This is a genomic window from Hansschlegelia sp., assembly GCF_035538955.1.
GTDB lineage: Bacteria > Pseudomonadota > Alphaproteobacteria > Rhizobiales > Methylopilaceae > Methylopila.
Genome location: NZ_DATLJK010000014.1, coordinates 359,596 through 380,924, shown reverse-complemented (window position 1 = coordinate 380,924; position 21,329 = coordinate 359,596). Strand labels below are relative to the sequence as shown.

Below are 21,329 nucleotides of genomic sequence, written 5' to 3'. Positions count from 1 at the left end.
TGGCCTAAGGCGGTATCGGACGAAACGTCGCGACGCGTTGCGCCGGCTCAAGGCGCTGTGTAAGCCTCGCGCCACTTCCAGTGTTTTGGGGCTCCGTCCGCCAATGGCCGAACGAAAAGCCGTCATTCCGCCAGACCAGGTCGAGGCCCGCCTCGCCGCCGAGCTGCCGAAGTGGCGGCTGGAGGACGGCTGGATCCGGCGCACCTACAAGACCCAGAGCTGGAAGAGCACGCTGATGGTGATCAACACCGTCGGCCATCTGGCGGAGGCCGCCTGGCACCATCCGGACATCACCGCCTCCTACGCCTGGGTCGAGGTGCGGCTGATGTCGCACGACGCCAAGGGAATCACCGATCGCGACTTCGAACTCGCGAAGAAGATAGAAAGCGTCATTCAGTGGCAGCCCGGCTTGGAAGGCGGCGCGCTCGAGGGCACGCCGCAGGGCGACCAGCGCTTCGCCTATGTGAAATATGACTGACGTCGCCGGCGGCGGCATTACGCACCACGACGTCGTTTGCCCGTTCTGCGGCCTGGGCTGCGACGACGTCTCGCTTAGGGTTCAGGGGAACGCGGTCGAAGCCGGGGAGGGCGCCTGCGGGCGCGCCGCCGCGCTGTTCCGGCGTTCGGCCGATCCGGTTCCTTCAGCCCGCGTCATGGGGCGCGAGGTGTCGCTCGATGAGGCGCTGGCGGCCGCGGCCGAACTGGTCGCCGCCGCTCGGTCGCCGGTCTATGGCGGGCTCGGAACCGACGTCGACGGCGTTCGGGCGCTGATCAAGCTGGCCTGCAAGACCGGCGGCAGCGTGGACCACTATGCGTCGGCCGGGCTGTTCCGGAACATCTCGACATCGCAGCGCAAGGGCTGGATCGCGACCACCTTGGCCGAGGTCCGCAACCATTGCGACCTGCTGGTCGTGATCGGCCCTGACCCCTCCAGGGACTTCCATCGGCTGTACGACCGGATCACGCCGCCGACCGGCCGCTTCATCAAGGGCAAGCGAAAGGTCGTGTTTCTCGGCGGCGCGCCCTCCGAAGAAGCGCGCAGCCAGCTCGATGGCGTCGAGATCGAGACCATACCGGTTGCGGAGGGCGAGCTGCTGGACGCGCTGTCGCGTCTGCAGGGGCTGATCTCCGGCGCGCCGGAGGTTCCGGGCGGGCCTGATCTCGCCGCGTTCGCGGCCGGTCTGAAGGGCGCCCATTACGGCGTGCTCGCCTGGAGCGCCGGCATGCTCGGCGGCGATGGCGACCTGATCGTCGAGCGCGCCTCGATCATCGTCGACATCCTGAACGTCGACACCCGCGCCGCCTGTCTGCCGCTTGCCGGTCGGGACAACCTCATCGGCGCCAATCAGGCGTTCCTCTGGAATATCGGATTCCCGCTGCGAACCGCGTTCCGCGGCGGCAAGGCCGACCACGACCAATTGCTCAACAGCACGGAAGAAGCGCTGAAGTCGGGCGATCTGCTGATCTGGACCTCCGCGTTCCGTCCGGAGCAGCCGCCGGCCTTCGAAGGCCAGGTGGTGGCGTTCGCGCATCCGGACACGAGCTTCGAGCGCGAACCGGAAGTGTTCGTGCCGGTCGGACAGCCCGGCCTCGACCATCGCGGCCTCGCGTTCCGGACCGACACCGTGGTGAGCATTCCCCTCGGCGGATATCGCGACGCCGGCCTGCCGAGCATCGCGACGGTCGCCAAGGGTCTTCGGGAGCGTTTGTCATGAGCGCCGTGCGCATCACCGGCGGGAAGGTCCTCGACCCGGCGAACGGGGAAGTCGGCGTCGAACGCGACATCTTCATCCGGGACGGCCGCATCGTCGCGTCGGACGCCGGCGACGGCGCGACCGAAACGATCGACGCCCGGGGCGGGATCGTGATGGCCGGCGCGATCGACATTCACACTCATATCGCCGGCGGCAAGTCGAACATCGCGCGTCTGCTGATGGTCGAGGAGCAGCGCGCGATCCGGGAGCCCTCAGGGCCGTTCTGCGCCTGCGGCGGCGGTCTTTCGACCATGACGGCGCACGCCACCGGCTGCCGCTATGTGGAGATGGGCTACACCGCGGCCTTCGAGCCGGCCGTGGTCGGCGCCAATGCGCGCCACATGCATTACGAGATGGGCGACATCCCGTTCCTCGACACCGGCGGCTATCTGGTTCTCGGCAACGATGATTTCCTGCTCGACCTGATTGCGAGCGGGGCCGGGCAGCAGGCGGTCAACGACTACGTCGCCTGGATGCTGGCGGCGACCAAGTGCATGGCGATCAAGATCGTCAATCCGGGCGGCATCAACGCGTTCAAGTTCAACGCCCGCAAGCTCGACCTCGACGAAGCCAACCCGCACTACGAGATCACGCCGCGCAAGATCCTCACCACGCTGATCCGCGCGGTGACGGAGCTCGGACTGACTCATCCGATCCACCTGCACGGCTGCAATCTCGGCGTGCCCGGCAATGAGCAGACCACGCTCGACACGATCGCGGCGACCGAGGGCCTGCCGCTGCACATGACGCATGTGCAGTTCCACTCCTACGGCACGGAGGGCGACCGGAAATTCTCCTCCGGCGCGGTGAAGATCGCCGAGGCGGTGAACAAGAACCCGAACATCTCGGTCGACGTCGGACAGATCATGTTCGGCCAGACGGTCACGGCCTCGGCCGACCTGATGTCGCAGCACCGCAATCGCGGCATCGCCACGCCGAAGCGCTGGATCGGCATGGACATCGAGATGGACGCGGCCTGCGGGATCGTGCCCTTCGAGTACAAGGACAAGTCCTTCGTCAACGCGCTGCAGTGGGCGATCGGCCTCGAGCTGTTCCTGCTGGTGGAAGACCCGTGGCGGATCTTCCTGACCACCGATCACCCGAACGGCGCCCCGTTCACCACCTATCCGCATCTGCTGCGGCTGCTGATGGACAAGCCGTTCCGCGACGAACAGTTCGCCAAGCTTCCGAAGTCCGCGCGCAAGCACTCGATCCTGAACGAGCTCACGCGCGAGTACACGCTCGAGGAGATCGCGATCGTCACCCGCGCCGCGCCGGCCAAGATCCTGGGCCTGACGGACCGCGGCCATCTCGGCGCCGGGGCGGCCGGCGACGTCGTGATCTACCGCGACGATCCGGACCGAGAGGCGATGTTCTCGAAGGCCGAATACGTCCTCAAGGACGGGAAGGTCGTCGTGAAGGACGGCGAGATCGTCGAGGTCGTCTATGGTCGCACCCACTCGGTCGCGCCGGACTACGACAAGAGCATGGACGCCAAGCTCGACCGCTGGTTCGACGAGGCGATCGGCTTCAAGGCCAAGACCTTCAAGCTGCAGGACCACGAGATCCGCGACGGCCAGGGTACGGTCGTGCACGCCACCAAGAGGTCCGCATGATCCTCAACGGCGTCGAAATCCGCGACAGCTTCGCGGAAGCGTTCCCCATGGTCGGGACGCGCCTGATCATCACGGCCGACACGCCGCGCTGGGCGATGACGGCCGCCAAGACCATGACGGGCTTCGCGACCTCGGTCATCGGCTGCGGCTGCGAGGCCGGCGTCGAGCGGGTCGTCCCGGCGGATGAGACGCCGGACGGCAGGCCGGGCGTCGCCGTGCTGATCTTCGCGATGGACATCAACGGGCTGAAGTCGGTCGTGCCGCTGCGCATCGGCCAGTGCGTGCTGACCTCCCCGACGTCGGCCTGCTTTGCGGGCATGACGGGTGGCGACACGGTCTCGATCGGCAAGGCGCTGCGCTATTTTGGCGACGGCTGGCAGATCGCCAAGAATGTCGACGGCCGCCGGATCTGGCGCATTCCCGTGATGGAAGGCGAGTTCGTCTGCGATCATGAAAGCGGCACGACCTCCGGCGTCGGCGGCGGCAACATCCTGATCCTGGCGACCTCGCGCGGCGAGGCGCTGGCCGCCGCGGAAGCCGCGGTCGACGCCATGGACAAGGTCGAGGGCTGCATTCTCCCGTTCCCCGGCGGCGTCGTCCGGTCCGGCTCGAAGGTGGGCTCGAAGTACAAGGGCATGTTCGCGTCCACCAATAACTTCTACTGCCCGACGCTTCGGGCGCAGACCGCGACGCAGCTTCCGCCGGAGGTCGCCTCCGTGATGGAGATCGTGATCGACGGGGTCTCGCCGGAGGCCGTTTCGGCCTGCACCCGCGCCGGCATCGAGGCGGTCGTCGCGCTCGGCCGCGCCAAGGGGGTGGTGGCGATCGACGCCGGCAATTACGGCGGCAATCTCGGACCGTTCCACTTCAAGCTGCGGGAGATCATGGCGTGACCGGCGTGATCCTCACCGCGCGCGGCGCTTTCGACGCCCGCGTCGACCTTTCGGGCGTGCTGCCCGGCGCCGAAGGCGACCTTGCGAAGCGGCCGATCCCCTATGGCGGCCGCGTCGTGGAGCTGGGCGAGCTGTTCGACGTCTCGGGCTCCGGCGCCGAGCGGCTGACGATCGAGGCCGGCGACGCCCGGCTCGACGGCGTCGGCGCAGGGCTGACGAAGGGCGAGATCGTCGTGCGCGGCGACGTCGGCGCCCGTCTCGGCCGCAAGATGAGCGGCGGCGTGATCTCCGTGAAGGGTTCGGCCGGCGCCTTCGCGGCGAGCGAGATGTCCGGCGGCAAGATCGCGATCGGCGGCGACGCCGGCGAACGCCTCGGCGCGGCCGACGATGGCAGCCGGCGCGGCATGAGCGGCGGGGTCGTGATCGTCGGCGGCTCGGCCGGCGCCCGCGCGGGCGAGAGGCTGCGGGGCGGGGTCGTGGTCATCGAAGGCGATGCCGGCAAAGACGCGGCCGCTGATCTGATCGCCGGCACGCTGGCGGTCGGGGGCAGGCTGGCGGGCTCCGCCGGACGCGGGATGAAGCGCGGCACGCTGTTTCTGCGCGCCGCCGAAGGCCTTTCGGGCGGGTTCAGGGACGCAGGCGAGCACGACCTCGTGCTGCTCCGGGTGCTCGTCAGGCGGTCGGCCGAACTGGCGGCCTTCCTCGGCCCGGAGGTCACGCGCGCCCGGCGCTTCGCCGGCGATCTCTACGCCGGCGGCAAGGGCGAAGCCCTGATCGTCGCGCCCTCCGGCCGTATGTGACGTCGACCGGTCAGGCCGCCTGGCGGCTTTCCGCCAGGGCCTGCCGGATCGAGATCATGGAGGCGGGATCAAGGCGACCGGTGCGGCCGCCTTCGCACAACGCGCCGCGGAAACCGAGATAGTCCGGCCCGATGGCGGCGAGCGGCGCGACGTCCTCCCGTTTCAGCGAGCCCGCGAGCCCGGTCAGCAGACCGAGGCTGCGCGCTCGCGAAACGAAGCGGCGCAGATCAGGTTCGTCGAGATGGGTGCGTAGACCGCCGGCGGCCTTGTCCGCGGTGTCCAGCATTGCGCCGCGGAAACCTGCCGCCGCCACCTCCGGAAGCAGGGCGAAATCAGGCGCCCGGTCGGCGAAGAACACCGCGATCAGCTGCGTCGTCGCCGCGAGCGGGCGCAGCGCGGCGAGACAGCCGGACACGTCGCCCTCGAATAGCCCGAGCTTCACGAGCGGCACGCCGGTCGCCGCCACGCGCTCGGCGGCCGCGCGCACGGTCTCGGGCGCCATCGGATGATCGCCGATCGTCGCGCTCAGCGTCGGCTTCGGCGCCGGCCATGTCCGCCACCGCCTGACTGCCGCCTCGAGAGCTGAGCTTTCCCAAGCGCCGAGAGCCCCCTGCGCGGGATTCTTCAAGTCCACGATGTCCGCCCCGCCGGCGCGGACGAGATCCATTTCGTCCAGCGTCGCGACGCTCGCCAGAAGCCCGCTCATGACGCGGCCCGGGCGCGATGCTCGCGGACCGCGTCGAGCAGCCACTGCCAGGCTTCGAGCTCGCCCGGTCCGGCGGTCTTGTCGATCGCGATCTGCAGATAGGCGAACTCGGCGTCGATCTTCTCAGGAGGCAGCATGTTGAGGCGGCTGACCAGGACTGCGCCCTCGAGGACGGCGGCGACGGCCCGGTTGAGGCCCAGAAAGGCGCGGTGGATCCTCTCCGCGACGACGACGCAGTGAAGCTTCGGTCGCTCGCCGTCTCCGTCGATGCGCGCCACGCGCACCTCGTGATGCGACAGCGCCGCCTGGAGGCGAACCGACGGAATCTCGCTCGCAGGCGCCGTCGGCCAGGTGGGTCGCCTCTTGGTGACGCAGCCCGCGAAAACTCGCGCGTCATCGGTGAAGTTCACCACGCCGCAGCGCGTCGCGAGAAAGTTGTCGAGCGTCGTCGATGGACGGAACGGCTGCAGCAGCCAGCCTTCCTCGATCGGCGTCGCGCCCATCGGCGCGACATGCGCGACCCCATCTGGCGACAGGGTGGTGACGATCGTCTCGCGGATCATGACGGCTCGGCTTTGGCGCCGCGCTTGGCGGCGATTGTGGAGCCGGCCTCCTTGAACCCCATTTTGTGGGCCTCCTCGACGCTTTCCGCGGTGCCGGCGACGACGCCGAACCGCAGGCCTTCGTCCTGCGCGTAACGCTTGCCGAGCCGGAACGCGATTTCGGCCCTGGCGGTCTCGACGCCCAGATAGAAGGCGTGCGCGGCGTCGCCTTCCACCGCCAGGTGGGGGAAATGATCGAACGGGTCCACCGCCAGCCGGTGGCCGTCGCGATTGAACACGTGCACCCCGGCCTCGCTGACCTGAATACGGTAATTGGCGTCGCGGATCTGGCCCGCCAAGGTCGCAATATCGGCGGCCGTGGAAGTGACCGGCCGCCGGTCGCGCAGCGCCATCAACCCGCCGCCAAATCCCTGCGGCAGCGAGTTCGCCTCGCGCGCGGCGAAAAACTCCCGGCGGGCGCGATCGAACTCCCGAACCGCGGTTCGGCAATGCGGGCTCACCTGAACCGCCAGCACCGCAGCGATCCTGAGCTCCGAGATCATGCCCATCAGGATCGCGTTGACGCCGGTCGTGTCAGCGTCGGTCAGTTCGGTGACATTGCCGATGCCCATCAGGATCGGCGCCTGCGGCCGCTGCCGGCGGAGCTCGGCGTAACGCACGACCGACTCGGTGAACCCGAAATGGATCGGATCAAGGATCGGGTCCGCCAGATAGGGCGCGCCCTTCGCCTCCATGGCGTCGACGGCTCTCAGCAATGAGGCCATGTCGCCCGGCGAGGCCGGCACCAGAATCGGGACGGCGCCCCCCTCGTCGGCGATCCCGAGGGTGTTTTCGTGAAGACTGAGAAGGTAGCTCGCGCCCGCCCGGTTGGCGCGCGCAAGCTCCTCGCCGTCCGCGGAATCGACGCTGACACGGAAGCCCGCCCCGGCGAGCGCTGCGATGGAGTCTTCCAGATGCGGAAAGGCGGTGTCCGGCATGCAGCCGAGGTCGATCACGTCGGCGCCGTCGGCCTGCAGCAAGCCGGCGCGGGCGACGATCTCCTCCACCGACAAAGCGGTGGCGTCGACGATCTCCGCAAAGATCAGGCAATCCTGCCGGGACAGGTCCGGCTCCACGCCGCCTCGTCCGAAGAACGTCGGGAGATCGGCGAGCTCCTCCGGGCCCCTCTCGAAGGGCGCGCCGAAGCGGCTGCTCAGTCGCGCGAGATCGCCGCGGAAACGGCCGGGGAGCACCACCCGATCGACGCCTTCCGGCATTTTCAGGCGGCGCTCGATGATCTCGGCCGTCATCAGCGCCGCGACCTTGACGCCGATATTGACCACCACCGGATCGAGCGCATCGCCACGCAGCTCGTCGGCGAGACGCGCGAGACGCTCCTCGGCGAGCGAGCCGGTCAGCAGGGCGACCCGTTCAGCGCTCACGCGGCGACGCTGACAGGCGCGGAGAGGACCGCTGCGAGTTCCTCGGGCGACGCACGGCCGACGCAGACGATCTCGCCGGCGAAGGCTTCGGCGACATGCGGGAACTGAGGGTCGACCAAGCCGGCGCGCGCCCAATCCGCCGGGGAGGAGGCCCTCGGCGCTTCGGCCGCCTTGACCAGAACAAACTTACGCGCGCCGAGCGCGCAGGCCAGCCACAGAGCGAGGCTGTCGGAGGTGACGTCCCAGCTGGCAGGAAGCGGCGCCGCGGAGGCCATCCGGCTCGGAAGCCACAGAGCCGGTCGGCCGCGCGCAGCCTCGAAATCAGCGAGCGAGGCGCATGTCAGGAAGGTCGGCGCCCGGTCGTGCAGCAGATGCGCGACCTGCTCCATCGCGAGGATCGCCATCCGGTGCGCGGCGGCATCGCTGAAGCCGAGTTCAGCCTGCGCATCGCGTACGGCGTCCGCGAAGCGGCCGCCGCCCGGCGCCACGATCGCCGCATGACGCTGAGCGACGGCGAGCAGCGGGTCGAGCGCGACAGGCCCGATCAGGCTGCCGCCGAGTTTCACCACCGTCGGTTTCATAGGCTCGCGGACCCAGGCTTCATGCGTCGCTCGGCGCTTCGTTGGCGCGACCCTATCAGCGCGCCGGGCGGTTCTCAATTTGCAGGCCGTCGCCGCTTTCACGAGCCGGGCGGTGAGCCGACGCATCTTCGGCCCGCAATCCGCCTTGCGGGTCCGGCGCGGCCTCTGCCCTTCGGCGCGGCCCGACGGCTATGCTGCGCTCTCGGCAGCTCTGTTAACTAGAGGCGCTGTAGAGCCAAGGTCGAGCTGACCAACGCGCCGCAACCACGCGATGGCGGCCGTCGCGGCCTGGCCGCGAGCGCCGCCCGACCGGCGAAGCCCGAAAACGGTGATAACGCAGCGCAATATAATAAGTTCGCAAACGCAGCAAAATCATAATAATGCCCTTATATCTTAAAGTCCTGTTGCGAACCCTGGGGAAGGGAGCTACGGTCCGCCGCAGTCTTCAGCTTCTACGCGAAACTCCATAAAGAGGGGCGGCGGATCGTAGGAATGCGGGAGCGATTTGGGGCTTGGGCCCGCGAACGCTTTGCCGACAAACCGTGACACGATGCTGAAGGCGCAAGTCCAATAATAAGCACTCTGCTCCTTTAAAGCCTCACGGCCAGCGAGGGGCTGACTAAGGACTGCGTATAAGAGGGAGAAATAACGAATGCGCAAAGTCGCAATCGCGGCGGGGCTCTTCTGCTCCGCGGCCCTGAGCTGGCCGGTGCTGGCGCAGGAAGACGTAGCCACGCTGATGAAGGACCCGAAGCAGTGGGTCATTCAGACTGGTGATTACGCCAACACCCGCTATTCCAAGCTCGACGAGATCACCAAGGACAACGTCAAGAAGCTCCAGGTCGCCTGGACCTTCTCGACCGGCGTTCTGCGCGGCCACGAGGGTTCGCCTCTCGTGATCGGCGACATGATGTACGTCCACACGCCGTTCCCGAACAACGTCTATGCGTTGGACCTGAACGACAACGGCAAGATCGTTTGGACGTATCAGCCGAAGCAGGATCCGAGCGTCATTCCGGTGATGTGCTGCGACACCGTTAACCGCGGTCTCGCTTACACCAACGGCATGATCATTCTGCATCAGGCCGACACGACGGTCGTGGCGCTCGACGCCAAGACCGGCGAGAAGAAGTGGTCGGTCGTCAACGGCGACCCGAAGAAGGGCGAGACCAACACCGCGACCGTTCTGCCGGTCAAGGACAAGATCATCGTCGGCATCTCGGGCGGCGAGTTCGGCGTGCGTTGCCACGTCACGGCCTATGACGCCAAGACCGGCAAGCAGGTTTGGCGCGGCTATTCGATGGGTCCGGACAGCGACACGCTGATGGATCCGGAGAAGACCACCGAGCTCGGCAAGCCTGTCGGCGCGGATTCTTCGCTGAAGACCTGGGAAGGCGATCAGTGGAAGACCGGCGGCGGCTGCACCTGGGGCTGGTACTCCTACGATCCGAAGCTGAACCTGATGTACTACGGGTCGGGCAACCCCTCGACCTGGAACCCGAAGCAGCGTCCGGGCGACAACAAGTGGTCGATGACCATTTGGGCGCGTGACGTCGATACCGGCATGGCCAAGTGGGTCTACCAGATGACCCCCCACGACGAGTGGGACTATGACGGCATCAACGAGATGATCCTCACGGATCAGAAGGTCGACGGCAAGGATCAGCCGCTCCTGACGCACTTCGACCGTAACGGCTTCGGCTACACGCTGAACCGCGAGACGGGCGCGCTGCTCGTCGCCGAGAAGTACGACCCGGTGGTGAACTGGGCGACCAAGGTCGACATGGACAAGTCGTCCAAGACCTACGGCCGTCCGCTCGTCGTCGCCAAGTACTCCACGGAGCAGAACGGCGAAGACGTGAACTCGAAGGGCATCTGCCCTGCGGCGCTCGGCACCAAGGACCAGCAGCCTGCGGCTTACTCGCCGGAGACCGAGCTGTTCTACGTTCCGACCAACCACGTCTGCATGGACTACGAGCCGTTCCGCGTCTCGTACACCGCTGGCCAGCCTTACGTCGGCGCCACCCTCTCGATGTACCCCGCGCCGAACAGCCATGGCGGCATGGGCAACTTCATCGCCTGGGACGGCAAGAAGGGTAAGATCGTCTGGTCGAACAAGGAGCAGTTCTCCGTTTGGTCGGGCGCCCTGGCGACCGCTGGCGGCGTGGTGTTCTACGGCACGCTCGAAGGCTACCTGAAGGCTGTCGACGCCAAGACGGGTAAGGAACTCTACAAGTTCAAGACCCCGTCCGGGATCATCGGCAACGTCATGACCTACGAGCACAAGGGCAAGCAGTTCGTCGCGGTGCTCTCGGGCGTCGGCGGCTGGGCGGGCATCGGCCTTGCGGCCGGTCTGGCCAACCCGACTGACGGCCTCGGCGCGGTCGGCGGCTACGCGGCTCTCTCGCAGTACACGGCTCTCGGCGGTCAGCTGACCGTGTTCTCGCTGCCGAGCTCGTAAGCGCTAAAGCGAAGTCAGCCTCCAGCTGATTTCGGGAAATAGGGACCCGGCCATCATCCGATGGCCGGGTCTTTCCGTATCTGGAGGTCTCTCTAGATTCCCCGCCAGTTCGTCGACTGCTGCGAAGGGCCTGCCGTCCCGACCGAAGCGCCGGCGGCGCTGGATGATGAGCTCGGCTGGGCGGAGAGACTTCGGAGTCCCGCTTACAGGCGATTCATTGCTTGAGGCGGGCCGCCGCTTGAACGCGCCCCATTAGGAGCGCATTACCGTCGCGCCGCTCGCCGGGCTCCGATCGGCGGCGCGTCCGCCGGCCGAGGCGTCTCGCGGGCCTTGGCGACCGCTACAAGAAACGTCGGGTAACCGCGCTTAGGAGGAAGTTTGCCTCGGATGAGAAATCGACGCGCCATTTTGGGCGGCTGGCCCGCCGCGGCGATCGCCGCGCTTGGCCTCGCCAGCTGGATCGCCGCGCCTGCGGCCGCACAGACGTCCGATCTCGTGAGCCGCGCGACGCTGCGCGTCTGTGCGGATCCGGCCGACATGCCACTCTCCAACGAGGCCGGCGAAGGGTTCGAGAACAAGATCGCCGAGCTTCTCGCGAAGGATCTCGGCGTGCCGCTCGTCTACACCTGGTTTCCCCAGGCGACCGGCTTCTACCGGATGACCCTCGGCTCGAAGCGCTGCGACGTCGTCTTCGGCGTCCCCTCCGGCGCCGACCCTTACCTCAACACCAACGCCTATTTCCGCTCCACCTCGGTCCTCATCGTCAAGAAGGGCGGGCCGCTTGACGGCGTCGACACGCTGGCGGATCCGAAGCTCAAGACGGCGAAGATCGGCGTGACCGCGGGCAGTCCGACCGCGAGCTATCTGGTGCAGTATGGGCTGATGCAGAAGGCGAAGCCGTACTCGCTGACGGTCGACCGGCGCTACGAGTCGCCGGCTGAGGAGATGATCAAGGACGTCGAATCCGGCGCGATCGACGCCGGCGTGCTCTGGGGGCCGATCGGCGGCTATTTCGCCTCTAAGGTCCCGGACCTAGTGGCGACGCCGCTGGTGAAGGAGCGCGGCGGCCCGCCGATGGCTTATCGCCTGACCTTTGGCATTCGGCCCGGCGAAGACAACTGGAAGCATCGGCTGAACGACTTCATCAAGAAGAACCAGTCGGAGATCAACAGGATCCTGGCGTCCTACCACGTTCCTCTGCTCGACGAGCAGGATCGGCCGATCGAAGTCTCTCAGTAACCTGCCTGCCTCTGGTGACGCCGCCCCGGGAAATCGGGGCGGCTGCGCTCACGCCGCAGAAGCTGCCGCGTCAGAGCAAGCCGGCGGAGCCGAAAAGCGTGGCCATCCGGGCGCGCTCCCGATCGATCAGCGCCGCGAACTCGGGGCCCGGCGCGTACAGGTCCTGCCAGCTTCGCTGGCTCAGCAGCTGCCGCCACCCGGTCGCCTGCGCGAGCTGCTTGAGCGCGTCCGAAAAGCGGACCGCAAGAGCCGGGTCCATGCTCCTCCGCGCGATCGCGCCGCGCCAGTGGGGCAGGGCGACGTCCACTCCCTGCTCCCGGAAGGTCGGGACGTCGACGCCCGGCGCACGTTCGTCCGAGGCGAGCGCCAAGGCCCGGATGGTGCCTCCGCGGATCTGCGCCAGAAGGTCGATCAGGTCGCCGGTCGCGACCGCGATCTCCCCCTGCAGAAGCATCCTGACCACTTCCGTCCGATGATCGCCGGCGTGATAATTCACCCGACGGACATCGCCCCCCGCGGCCTGCGTCGTCAGCAGGCTGATCTGGTGGTCCGCCCCGCCAAGGGCGCGCCCGCCCCAGCGGACGCTGGCCTGATCGCGGCTGATCGCGGCCAGGAGATCCGGCAGTGTTTGGATCGGCGAATCCGCCGCGACGATGATCGGCTGCCGTTCCCCGATCATCGTGGCGAGCGGAAGGGTTCGGTCGAGGCCCTCATCGGCCTTGCGAAGCACGAGCGAGCCCAACGTGCCAAGGCCGAGGACCATCAGGCCTGGCTTGGGCCTCGCGCCCGAGACGAACTGCGTGAAACCGGTGACGCCGTCCTCGCCAGGCGCGTCCGCCGCGCCGGCGTTCGGCAGCAGGTGCGTGGAGGTCAGGCCCTCTGCGATGGCGCGCGCCAGCTGGTCGTCGCCGTCGCCGGGACCTGTGGCGGCGACGATCTCGATGCTCGCGATCTGCGCCGCAGAGGGGCCGCTCCTCAGCGTCAAGGCAGCCGCCGCGGCGGCTGCCGCGAGCCCGCGCGCCACGCTGCGCCGATCGGGCTGAACGCCTTTCAACGGCATGTCGGGATCGTCAGTCGAGATGGTTCTGGATTTCGCGGCCGAGATCGAAGGCCCGCTGCTCCAGGATGACCGGCGTCTCGCAGACATAGGTGAGAGACTGGACGCGCTCGTCATATATCCTGGTGTCCCAGTCGAGCGTCTGCTGGTCCTTCTGGCCTTCCGGGCTCATCTGCGCCGCCATGTCCTTCTGGCTCGCCGCGATCCGCTGGCTCTCCTCTTTGATGCGGTCCGCGAGCGCGCGCTGCTTGCGCGCGTACCGTTCGATGCCGGCGATGATGCGGCCCCGCTGGTCGTTCAACTCCTCGAAGGCGCCCGCGAACAGGCGCGACAGCTTCTGGTTCTTTTCGGCGCCGGCCGCCTTGGCGAAGTCCTCGATCGCCGCTCTGGCCTCGTCCATCGAGGTGCGCCGGGCGACGATCGTCGGCACGAGATCGGCGACCGCCTTGTCGTTGCGCCAGGCCTTGGCTGCATCCTCGAGCGGCGGGCCGCCCCACATCTGGCCGTAGCTCATGGAGGGCACCTTGCGCTGCAGGCACGGCCAGTCCGGATCTTGCGCAGCGGCTTTCTTGCCTGGCTCAGGCGCTCTTGGCGTGTCGCGTGGCGGAAGCGGCGTCTTCGGCTGGGGCTGCTGCTGCGGCTCGGTCGCAGCCGGCGCGGCGGGCACCGCGGGCTGCGCCGAAGCGGCGGTGGCGAGCGCGAGGAGGACGGCCGCGCCGAACGCCAGAGGTCCGACTGTGCGTCTCATGGCTCTTCCTTCTCCTGAATGCGAGGACGACGCGCTCATTTCGCGGCGTCGGGGCCGCCTCGCCGGGAGGTGAGGCCCGTAGAGGGGTCATAGGCGAAGATCGCCGCCGCCAGGAAGACGACGGAGCAGCCCGCGACGACCGCGAGCGACGTCCATTCGACCTGGCGGTAGAGCGCGAACCGGATCAGCTCGACCGCCGAGGTGAACGGGTTGTACTGGCAGATCATATAGAGCGGGATGCTCGCCTGCTGGACCCGCCACAGCGGGTAGAGCGCCGAGGAGGCGAAGAACATCGGGAAGATGACGAAGTTCATCACGCTCGCGAAGTTCTCGAGCTGCTTGAACACCGAGGACATCGCAAGTCCCATGGCCCCGAGCATAAAGCCCGTCAGCAGGAGCGCCGGCAGGACGGTGAGGTAGCCGATCGGATCGTCCGGCTGCACGTCCCAGAAATAGGCGACGAGCAGGAAGGCGTAGACCTGCAGCAGGGACACTGCGATGCCCGCGATCAGCTTGGAGACGAGCAGGTACCAGCGCGGGTAGGGGCTCACGAGCAGGATGCGCATCGCTCCGACCTCGCGGTCGTAGACCATCGAAAGCGACGACTGCAGCCCGTTGAACAGCTGAATCATCGCGATCAGTCCGGGCGCGATGTAGACCTCGTAAAGAACATAGGTCTCGTAAGGCGGGATGATCGAGACCCCGAGCGTCGCCCGGAAGCCGGCGGCGAAGATGAAGAGCCAGACCAGCGGCCGGACAAGCGCCGAGAGGAAGCGCCCGCGCTGGTGCAGGAAGCGCAGGCTCTCGCGCCAGACGATGCCGCCGAGGCAGACCAGGTAGCCGCTCGCGGTCACGCCCCGCTCCGCCCGAGGAGCCGCATTCGCGATCGTCACGCCAAAGCCCTCCGTGACAGAACGGCGGCTTCCGCATCGCTCTCGCCGACCACGGCCAGGAAGGCCGCGCCGACGTCGTCGGTGCCTGCCCGGGCCTTCAGCTCGTCGACGGCGCCGCTCGCCATCACCCGTCCCTTGTGCAGGACGACGACACGATCCGCCACCTCGATCTCGTCGACCAGATGAGTGGCCCAGAGAACGCCGATGCCGTCTTCCTCGATCAGGCGCCGGACCTCCTCGATGAGGGTGCGGCGGGAGCCGATGTCGAGGCCCGTGGTCGGCTCGTCCAGAAGCAGGAGGCTCGGCTGGTGGAGCAGGGCGCGGGCGATCTCCACCCGCCGCATCTGACCGCCCGAAAGCGCGCGGACCCGATCCTTCGCCCGCGCATCGAGGTTCACTCGGCGAAGCGCCGCATAGGCGCGCTCCTTCGCCTCGCGGCGGCCGATGCCGTGCAGCGCCGCATGGTAGAGCAGGTTCTGAAGAACGGTGAGTTCGAGGTCGAGCGTTCGGGACTGGAACACCACGCCAAGCTGCGACAGCGCGGCGGCCGGATTCCGCCTGACGTCATAGCCGAGGACGCGGATCGAGCCGGAGCGGTTGTCGTAAAGCCGCGTGATCAGCGAGAACAGGGTGGTCTTGCCCGCGCCGTTCTGACCGACGAGCGCCGTGAAGGCTCCGCCCGGCGCCTCCAGCGTGACGTCGTCGAGAGCCTTGCGGGAGCCGAAGGCGTGCGTGACGCCGGTGACGCTGAGCGCGGGCTCGGAATGCGAGCCCGCCGCGCGGGTCTGCTGTTCGATCGTCATCACCTGGCTCATCTACGCAGCCGTCCGGACGCCGTCAGCGCGTGGCGCCTCAAGGGACAGCCACCACGCCCCAGGGTCCCCGGCCGACCGCGACGGACTTCTTCACCTTGAGATCGTCGACATCGATCACGGACACGTCGTTGGAATTGCCGTTCGTGGTGTAGAGCGTTTTGCCGTCGGGAGAGAACGCCATCTGCCAGACGCGCTGGCCGACGAGCAGATACTTCTTGATCTCATAGCTTTGGACGTCGACCACCGCCACCCGGTTGGCCGGTCCGAGCGCAACGAAGGCGGTCTTCCCGTCCGCCGTGATGCGGATGCCGACCGGCTGGATCGCCTCGTCGTTCACCCCGGGGATCGCGAAGGAGAGCTTCTTCACCACCTGATGGGTGGCGTTGTCGATCACCGACACGGTGCCGCCGACCTCGGCCGACACCCAGGTGAACTTGCCGTCGGGCGTGAACATGGCGACGCGCGGCCGGCTGTCGACCAGAACGTTCTCGACGATCTGCTTGGTCTGCGTGTCGATGAAATGCGCCATGCTCGTGGTCTCGGAGGTGTTGACCAGGAGCTTGCCGTCTGGGGAGATGCCCATCCCTTCCGGCTCGACGCCGACCGGAATTTCGCCTTCGACCTTGCCGGTCTCGGTGTTGACGATCGTGACGAGCGCGTCGTCCTCATTGGCGATGTAGAGCGGATTGCCGGAGGGATGCAGGATGAACAGCTCCGGGTCCGGCCCGGACGGCAGCGTCTTGACGAGGTGATAGTCGTTCGCGTCGTAGACCTCGACGCGGTCGTCATCGCTCGCGCAGACATAGATCAGCTTGCCGTCGGGGCTCGCGGTCAGCCCGCGCGGCCGCCGTCCGGTCTTGATGGTCTCGATCGTGCTCAGCGAGTCGCTGTCGAGCACGGTCATGGTGTGATCGCGCTCGTTGGTCACGAACACCTTTCCGGCCCAGGCCGGCGCGGGAAACGCCGCGAGGGCGGCGAGCGCGGCTCCGGCCGTCACGGTCCTCACGAACGCAAGCGGCGCCCGGCCGGCGAGACGAGAGTTCATCGGCGATCTCCGAGGTAGGACGAGGGCGGCTGAGAGGCGTCACGCATTGTCACTGACCGGTGAAATGGCACTGGCTCTCTGGCTTGTCGAACCCGATCGTGTCCAGCGGGTTGGTCTGGTGCAGGAAGCCAGGCTGCGGCGACGCGGCGACCAGCGCCTCATCGGTGGTCAGGACGATCGGCTGGCGGAGCTGGTTGTCCCACGGGCGGTACGAGAAAGACCCGCCCTTGAACCCGGCGAGCTCGAAACTCGGGCCGAAGATGAATTCACGCAGCTTGGCGGGATCGTTCGAGCGGATACGGGCCGCCGACTCGCCGATTGTCCTCATCGCAAGCCACATCTGAAAATCGAGCGGCCGCATGCCGCGCTTCGACTGGCGGAAGAAGCGGTTCTGGATCTGCTCTGCGCCCCAGCCCGTGACGGTGATGCTCCACGTGGTCGCCTTGAGGCCCGCGGTCCCGACCGTCGGCCGCGGGTCCCAACTGCGGTAGCCGATTAGCGGACCGAACTCGCCCAGCTCGTCGGCGATCACGATGACGTCGTAGCTGACGCCCTGCGTGAAGACCGGAATGATGTCGTTCCCGGTCTCGCGAGCGTCGGGACCGAAATCCCACGTCCGCTCATCGACGATCTTGGCGCCGAACTTCTTGGCCGACCGCTTGACCGCCTCCGCGTACAGCTTGTCGTCCGGGCGGCGGCCGACCAGCAGAAGCCATTTGGGCCAGCGCTTCGTGACGAGGTATTGCGCCAGCGCGTCCGTCAGCATCGCGCGGCTCGGCGCCGTGTGGAGCACATTGGCGCGACAGTCGGCTCCACGCAGCCGGTCGTCGGTCGCGCCGACATTGAACAGGATGACGTCCTTGCCCTTGGCGGCATCCGCCATCTTCACAAGAGCATCGGCCGGAACTGCGACAAGAACGAACTTCGCGCCGCTCTCAAGGATACGATTGAACGCCGGCATCGGATCGGCGCCGTTCGGCACCAGTTCCTGCGCGACGATCTTGAAATCCTGCTTGAGGAACCTGCCCGTCGTGTTGTCGTCCACGACCCCGAGCGCTGCGCCCGCGATGCCGTCATCCTCCGGCGGGACAGTCACGATGTTGTTCCACCACGGCGGGTTCTCGGGAAACTGACGCAGCACCCCGAACGTGAATTCCATCGGCGCCGGGGCATTTTTCGGCGCCGGACCAGGAGTGGTCGGGGCCGGGGAGGGCGCCGCTGGCGCAGTCTGCGCCGCCGCCGGGACGGTGGTCGCGAGCAGCGCTGCGACGAAGCAAGCCGCGGCGCGCTTCACGCGAACGCGTCCCGGGCTTCGGTGGACGAAACGGTCATGAAGCGCCTCCCGCAGGCGGTTGAGCCGCCTATCTCGATCTTAATGGACGCGGTCCCGCCAAAGTCGAGTGCGCGCCGCCGTGAGACAGAGCGCCGCATCAGCGCCGGCCCGCATGCTCGGGGAACATTTGCTGGCGATTCCATATGCTCGCCTCAGCCAAAAGCAATGCATAAGAGAATAATAAGTGCTGACGTTTGCTTGATTCACCTGTCCAGCGGAGCAATTTATCCTGTATGGCGTTCGGTGCAGAGTGTCGCCTGCCCTGCAGAAGCGTCTCACAGACGAAAGACCCAGAGGGGAAGAGGCCGATGCATCGCATCATCGCGATTCCGCTGCTCGGGATGCTCGTGGCCCCGTGCTTCGCGCTTTCCGCTGAGGCCTCCCCGCCCAAGGCCGCAGTGTTCAAATTCGAACTCGTGGACACCAGTCTGGAAGGTGAGATGGACGGCGTCCGGGCGGACCAGACTCAGCGGCTCGCCCGCACCGCCGACCAGGTCCGCGACGCTCTTCAGAGCGCCGGGATCGAACTCGTGGACGTCGCCCCGGCGGACGGCGAGCTTGCCGACGTGAAGAGCCTGCGCGACTGCAAGCCGTGCGCGCAGAAGGCGGCCGCCCGCCTCGGCGCCGATTTCGCGGTCATCGGCTACGTGCAGAAGGTCTCCAACCTGATCCTCAACATCAACCTCGAGGTTGTGGACGCCAAGACAGGACAGATCGTCCGTGGCGGCAGCACGGACATTCGCGGCAACACCAACGAGATGTGGGCTCACGGCGTGAAGGTGCTGCTGCGCGACCAGATACTGAACACGCCGTTGCCGGAGGCGCACGGCTGATGGGCGCTTTGAGCCTTTCGCGCCGCGGCGCTCTCGCGGCCTGCGCCGGCGCGGCCGTGATGACGGCGCTGCGTCCCCGGAGCGCTCTGGCCGCCGCGCCGCTGCGGATCGCGACGCTGAAGTTCGGCACGGTGAACTGGCTGCTCGACACCATCGAAGCCGAGGGCTTCGATACGAGGGAGGGGGCGATGATGAATCGCACCGAGCTCGCCTCCACCCAGGCCCTCACCGTCTCGCTCCAGGCAGGCGACTGCGATCTCGCCGTCAGCGACTGGCCCTGGGCAATGCGCCGACGGCTCGACGGCGAGCCGTTTCGTTTCGCGCCGTATTCCTCAGCGCTCGGCGCGGTGATGGTCGGCGCCGACGCCAAAATCGCCTCGATCGGCGACCTGAAAGGCAAGAAGCTGGGCGTGGCCGGTGGCCCGCTGGACAAGAGCTGGCTCTTGCTGCGCGCCTATGCGCACGACAAGGTCGACGGCGACATCGCAACCATGCTGGAGCCTGTGTTCGGAGCGCCGCCGCTGCTCTCCGAGCAATTGCGGCTCGGCCGTGTCGACGCCGTCCTCACCTACTGGAACTATGCGGCCCGGCTCGACGCGCAGGGATATCGACGACTGATCGACGTGAGCGACGTCATGAAGGAGCTCGGCTTGACGCCGCCGCCGCCGCTCGTGGGCTTTGTCTGGCGCGAGACGCTGCTCGCCAAGGCCGGCGCGCAAGTCGAAGGCTTTTTCCGCGCCGTGGCCGCAGCCAACGAGACGCTCAAGACATCGGACGCCGCGTGGGAGCGCCTCCGTCCCAGCATGCAGGTGCAGTCGGACCTCGAGTTCGCGCGGCTCCGGGATTATTTCAGAGCGGGCGTGCCGGGGCCGTGGACGGAGGCCGACCTGAAGTCGTCTCAGAAGCTCTATGAGTTGCTGGCCGATCTCGGCGGCGCCGAGTTCGTCGGGCCGAATCCGCATTTCGACCCGGCGCTGTTCTGGTCCCCCAAGGTCTGAGGCGGAACAGTTGGCGGTCGCAGGTCGGCTGGGATGGTGGGCGCTGTCGCTCGCTACGTTTGTCGCCATCTGGTGGGTGGTCGCGCTGCTGCGACAGGACTTCCGGCTTCTGCCGACGCCGGACCTCGTCCTCGCGGCGCTGATCGCCGCCGCCAAGACAGGCGCTCTGCTCACCAATCTGCTCATCACCATGGCGCGGGTGGCGGCGAGCTTTTTCATCGCCATGGTGCTTGGATCGGCGCTCGGAATCCTGCTCGGCATGTCCCGGACCGCCGACCGCCTGATCGGCCCTTGGGTGGTTCTGTTCCTGAACCTGCCGGCGCTGGTGATCATCATCCTCTGCTACGTGTGGTTCGGCCTGATTGAATCGGCGGCGGTCGCCGCGGTGGCGATCAACAAGATCCCGAACGTCGCGGTGACGCTGAGGGAGGGGGCTGCGGCGTTGAGCCGGGACCTCGCCGAGATGGCCGCCGTCTACCGCTTCGGGCGTTGGAAGACGCTGCGGCACGTCATACTGCCGCAGCTTTCGCCCTACTTCGCAGCGGCCGCGCGCTCCGGGCTCGCGCTGGTCTGGAAAATCGTGCTCGTGGTCGAACTGCTTGGGCGGCCAAACGGGGTCGGCTTCGAACTGCAGACCGCGTTCCAACTGTTCGACGTCGCGACGATTCTCGCCTACGCGCTGGCTTTCGGCCTCATCGTGCAGGCGATCGAGCTCGGAATCATCCAGCCCTGGGAGCGGCTCGCAAACAGGTGGCGGCGGTGACCGGCGTCAGCATCGAGATCGACGAAAAGGTCTTTCCGGCTGCGGGCGGCGCGCCGGCGCGGCCGCTTTACCGCGATTTCCGGCTGGAGCTCGCCGACCGAAGCTTCGTGGCGCTGCTCGGACCGTCGGGGCTCGGCAAGACGACGCTGCTCAACATGATCGCGGGCGTGGACCACGGCTTCTCGGGCCGAATCTCGTTTTCGCGCGGCCCGAATCCGCGGATCGCCTATGTCTTTCAGAGCCCGCGGCTGCTGCCTTGGCGGACCGTGCTGCAGAACGTCCTGTTGCCGCTGCCGCCCGGAGCGGAAAGCCTGAAGCGCGCGCGCGGCGTCCTGAGCGATATGGGGCTGGCCGACGCGGAAGAGGTCTATCCGGAGCGGCTCTCGCTCGGCATGCAGCGCCGCGTCGCGCTGGCGCGGGCTTTCGCGCTGGAGCCCGAGCTGCTGCTGATGGACGAGCCCTTCGTCTCGCTCGACGAGGCGAACGCGAACCGTCTCAGGGATCTGCTGGCTGAACTGATCGAAGCGCGGCCGACGACCGTGCTGTTCGTGACCCATGACAGCCACGAAGCCGTGCGTCTCGCCGATCGGGTCGTCGTTCTCGGCGGCCCGCCGGTGCGGGTGGTGCGCGACGTGCGGGTGGAGCTTAGCCGGGAAGGTCGCCTGACGCTCGGGGAGGTCGAGCGCGTGCGCGGGACGGTGCTCGGCGCGGGCCCCACCGTCGCGGCCTGAGGCCGCGGATCAATCGGAAATTCGTTCTCTAAGACGCGGAAACGGCCCGAAGCTTGCGCTTCGGGCCGTCGCCGACCGT

21 protein-coding genes are annotated in these 21,329 nt (G+C 67.4%); 11 read left to right on the top strand and 10 right to left on the bottom strand.

Translation table 11 applies throughout. From position 1 onward, the window contains the following. The first annotated feature begins 103 nt into the window (after positions 1-103). From VM780_RS11225 to VM780_RS11205, 5 genes are read left to right on the top strand one after another with little or no spacing between them, the layout of a single operon-like run. Positions 104-478: a 4a-hydroxytetrahydrobiopterin dehydratase gene (locus VM780_RS11225; protein ID WP_325447358.1), complete on the top strand. Its 375-nt coding sequence runs from the start codon at positions 104-106 to the stop codon at positions 476-478. Next, positions 471-1,715: a hypothetical protein gene (locus VM780_RS11220; protein ID WP_325447357.1), complete on the top strand. Its 1,245-nt coding sequence runs from the start codon at positions 471-473 to the stop codon at positions 1,713-1,715. The genes VM780_RS11225 and VM780_RS11220 overlap by 8 nt, the downstream gene beginning before the upstream one ends. Then, a complete protein-coding gene (locus VM780_RS11215) occupies positions 1,712-3,370 on the top strand; it encodes a formylmethanofuran dehydrogenase subunit A (protein ID WP_325447356.1) in 1,659 nt (552 codons plus the stop codon). The genes VM780_RS11220 and VM780_RS11215 overlap by 4 nt, the downstream gene beginning before the upstream one ends. Beyond that, a complete protein-coding gene (fhcD, locus tag VM780_RS11210) occupies positions 3,367-4,263 on the top strand; it encodes a formylmethanofuran--tetrahydromethanopterin N-formyltransferase (protein WP_325447355.1) in 897 nt (298 codons plus the stop codon). Before VM780_RS11215 ends, fhcD begins: the two co-directional genes overlap by 4 nt. Further along, positions 4,260-5,063, top strand: a complete 804-nt coding sequence (locus VM780_RS11205) for a formylmethanofuran dehydrogenase subunit C (RefSeq protein ID WP_325447354.1) — start codon at positions 4,260-4,262, stop codon at positions 5,061-5,063. Before fhcD ends, VM780_RS11205 begins: the two co-directional genes overlap by 4 nt. Before the next feature lie 10 nt (positions 5,064-5,073). Here VM780_RS11205 and VM780_RS11200 read toward each other — a convergent pair whose 3' ends face one another. Genes VM780_RS11200 through VM780_RS11185 form a run of 4 tightly spaced genes read right to left on the bottom strand, consistent with a single transcriptional unit; the run spans position 5,074 to position 8,322 of the window. Continuing rightward, positions 5,074-5,769 carry a (5-formylfuran-3-yl)methyl phosphate synthase gene (locus VM780_RS11200; RefSeq protein WP_325447353.1) on the bottom strand — a complete coding sequence of 232 codons (696 nt, stop codon included), beginning with the start codon at positions 5,767-5,769 and terminating at the stop codon, positions 5,074-5,076. Then, positions 5,766-6,332, bottom strand: a complete 567-nt coding sequence (locus tag VM780_RS11195; protein WP_325447352.1) for a DUF447 domain-containing protein — start codon at positions 6,330-6,332, stop codon at positions 5,766-5,768. Before VM780_RS11195 ends, VM780_RS11200 begins: the two co-directional genes overlap by 4 nt. Further along, the gene (locus VM780_RS11190; RefSeq protein ID WP_325447351.1) at positions 6,329-7,753 is read right to left on the bottom strand and encodes a DUF6513 domain-containing protein; all 1,425 of its coding nucleotides are present in this window, start codon (positions 7,751-7,753) and stop codon (positions 6,329-6,331) included. The genes VM780_RS11195 and VM780_RS11190 overlap by 4 nt, the downstream gene beginning before the upstream one ends. Further along, positions 7,750-8,322, bottom strand: a complete 573-nt coding sequence (locus tag VM780_RS11185; RefSeq protein WP_325447350.1) for a hypothetical protein — start codon at positions 8,320-8,322, stop codon at positions 7,750-7,752. The genes VM780_RS11190 and VM780_RS11185 overlap by 4 nt, the downstream gene beginning before the upstream one ends. Positions 8,323-8,986: 664 nt before the next feature. Here VM780_RS11185 and xoxF5 point away from each other — a divergent pair. Then, positions 8,987-10,795, top strand: coding sequence for a lanthanide-dependent methanol dehydrogenase XoxF5 (gene xoxF5, locus VM780_RS11180; RefSeq protein ID WP_325447349.1), 1,809 nt, complete (start codon positions 8,987-8,989; stop codon positions 10,793-10,795). 387 nt (positions 10,796-11,182) lie between these two features. Continuing rightward, a complete protein-coding gene (locus VM780_RS11175; RefSeq protein WP_325447348.1) occupies positions 11,183-12,034 on the top strand; it encodes a substrate-binding domain-containing protein in 852 nt (283 codons plus the stop codon). 70 nt (positions 12,035-12,104) lie between these two features. On the opposite strand, the gene VM780_RS11170 is transcribed toward VM780_RS11175, so the two are convergent. Genes VM780_RS11170 through VM780_RS11145 form a run of 6 tightly spaced genes read right to left on the bottom strand, consistent with a single transcriptional unit; the run spans position 12,105 to position 17,751 of the window. Continuing rightward, positions 12,105-13,094, bottom strand: a complete 990-nt coding sequence (locus VM780_RS11170) for a tripartite tricarboxylate transporter substrate-binding protein (RefSeq protein ID WP_325447347.1) — start codon at positions 13,092-13,094, stop codon at positions 12,105-12,107. 10 nt (positions 13,095-13,104) lie between these two features. Next, positions 13,105-13,839, bottom strand: a complete 735-nt coding sequence (locus VM780_RS11165) for a hypothetical protein (RefSeq protein ID WP_325447346.1) — start codon at positions 13,837-13,839, stop codon at positions 13,105-13,107. 35 nt (positions 13,840-13,874) lie between these two features. Next, on the bottom strand, positions 13,875-14,693 hold the full coding sequence (locus VM780_RS11160) for an ABC transporter permease (protein ID WP_325447591.1): 819 nt from the start codon (positions 14,691-14,693) through the stop codon (positions 13,875-13,877). Positions 14,694-14,728: 35 nt separating this feature from the next. Next, positions 14,729-15,547: an ATP-binding cassette domain-containing protein gene (locus VM780_RS11155; RefSeq protein WP_325447345.1), complete on the bottom strand. Its 819-nt coding sequence runs from the start codon at positions 15,545-15,547 to the stop codon at positions 14,729-14,731. Between the two features lie 37 nt (positions 15,548-15,584). After that, positions 15,585-16,592, bottom strand: a complete 1,008-nt coding sequence (locus VM780_RS11150) for a PQQ-dependent catabolism-associated beta-propeller protein (protein ID WP_325447344.1) — start codon at positions 16,590-16,592, stop codon at positions 15,585-15,587. A gap of 49 nt (positions 16,593-16,641) precedes the next feature. Next, the gene (locus VM780_RS11145; RefSeq protein ID WP_325447343.1) at positions 16,642-17,751 is read right to left on the bottom strand and encodes an ABC transporter substrate-binding protein; all 1,110 of its coding nucleotides are present in this window, start codon (positions 17,749-17,751) and stop codon (positions 16,642-16,644) included. Positions 17,752-18,233: 482 nt separating this feature from the next. Between VM780_RS11145 and VM780_RS11140 the strand changes: the two genes are divergently transcribed. The 4 genes from VM780_RS11140 to VM780_RS11125 are packed head-to-tail and all read left to right on the top strand — an operon-like array spanning position 18,234 to position 21,250. Further along, positions 18,234-18,758: a DUF3280 domain-containing protein gene (locus tag VM780_RS11140; RefSeq protein ID WP_325447342.1), complete on the top strand. Its 525-nt coding sequence runs from the start codon at positions 18,234-18,236 to the stop codon at positions 18,756-18,758. Next, positions 18,758-19,756 (top strand): ABC transporter substrate-binding protein, encoded by a 999-nt coding sequence (locus VM780_RS11135; RefSeq protein WP_325447341.1) that lies wholly within the window; start codon positions 18,758-18,760, stop codon positions 19,754-19,756. The genes VM780_RS11140 and VM780_RS11135 overlap by 1 nt, the downstream gene beginning before the upstream one ends. A gap of 10 nt (positions 19,757-19,766) precedes the next feature. Then, positions 19,767-20,519, top strand: coding sequence for an ABC transporter permease (locus VM780_RS11130; protein WP_325447340.1), 753 nt, complete (start codon positions 19,767-19,769; stop codon positions 20,517-20,519). Next, complete coding sequence (locus VM780_RS11125) at positions 20,507-21,250, top strand: ABC transporter ATP-binding protein (protein WP_325447339.1); 744 nt, start codon at positions 20,507-20,509, stop codon at positions 21,248-21,250. The genes VM780_RS11130 and VM780_RS11125 overlap by 13 nt, the downstream gene beginning before the upstream one ends. The last annotated feature ends 79 nt before the right edge of the window (positions 21,251-21,329 follow it).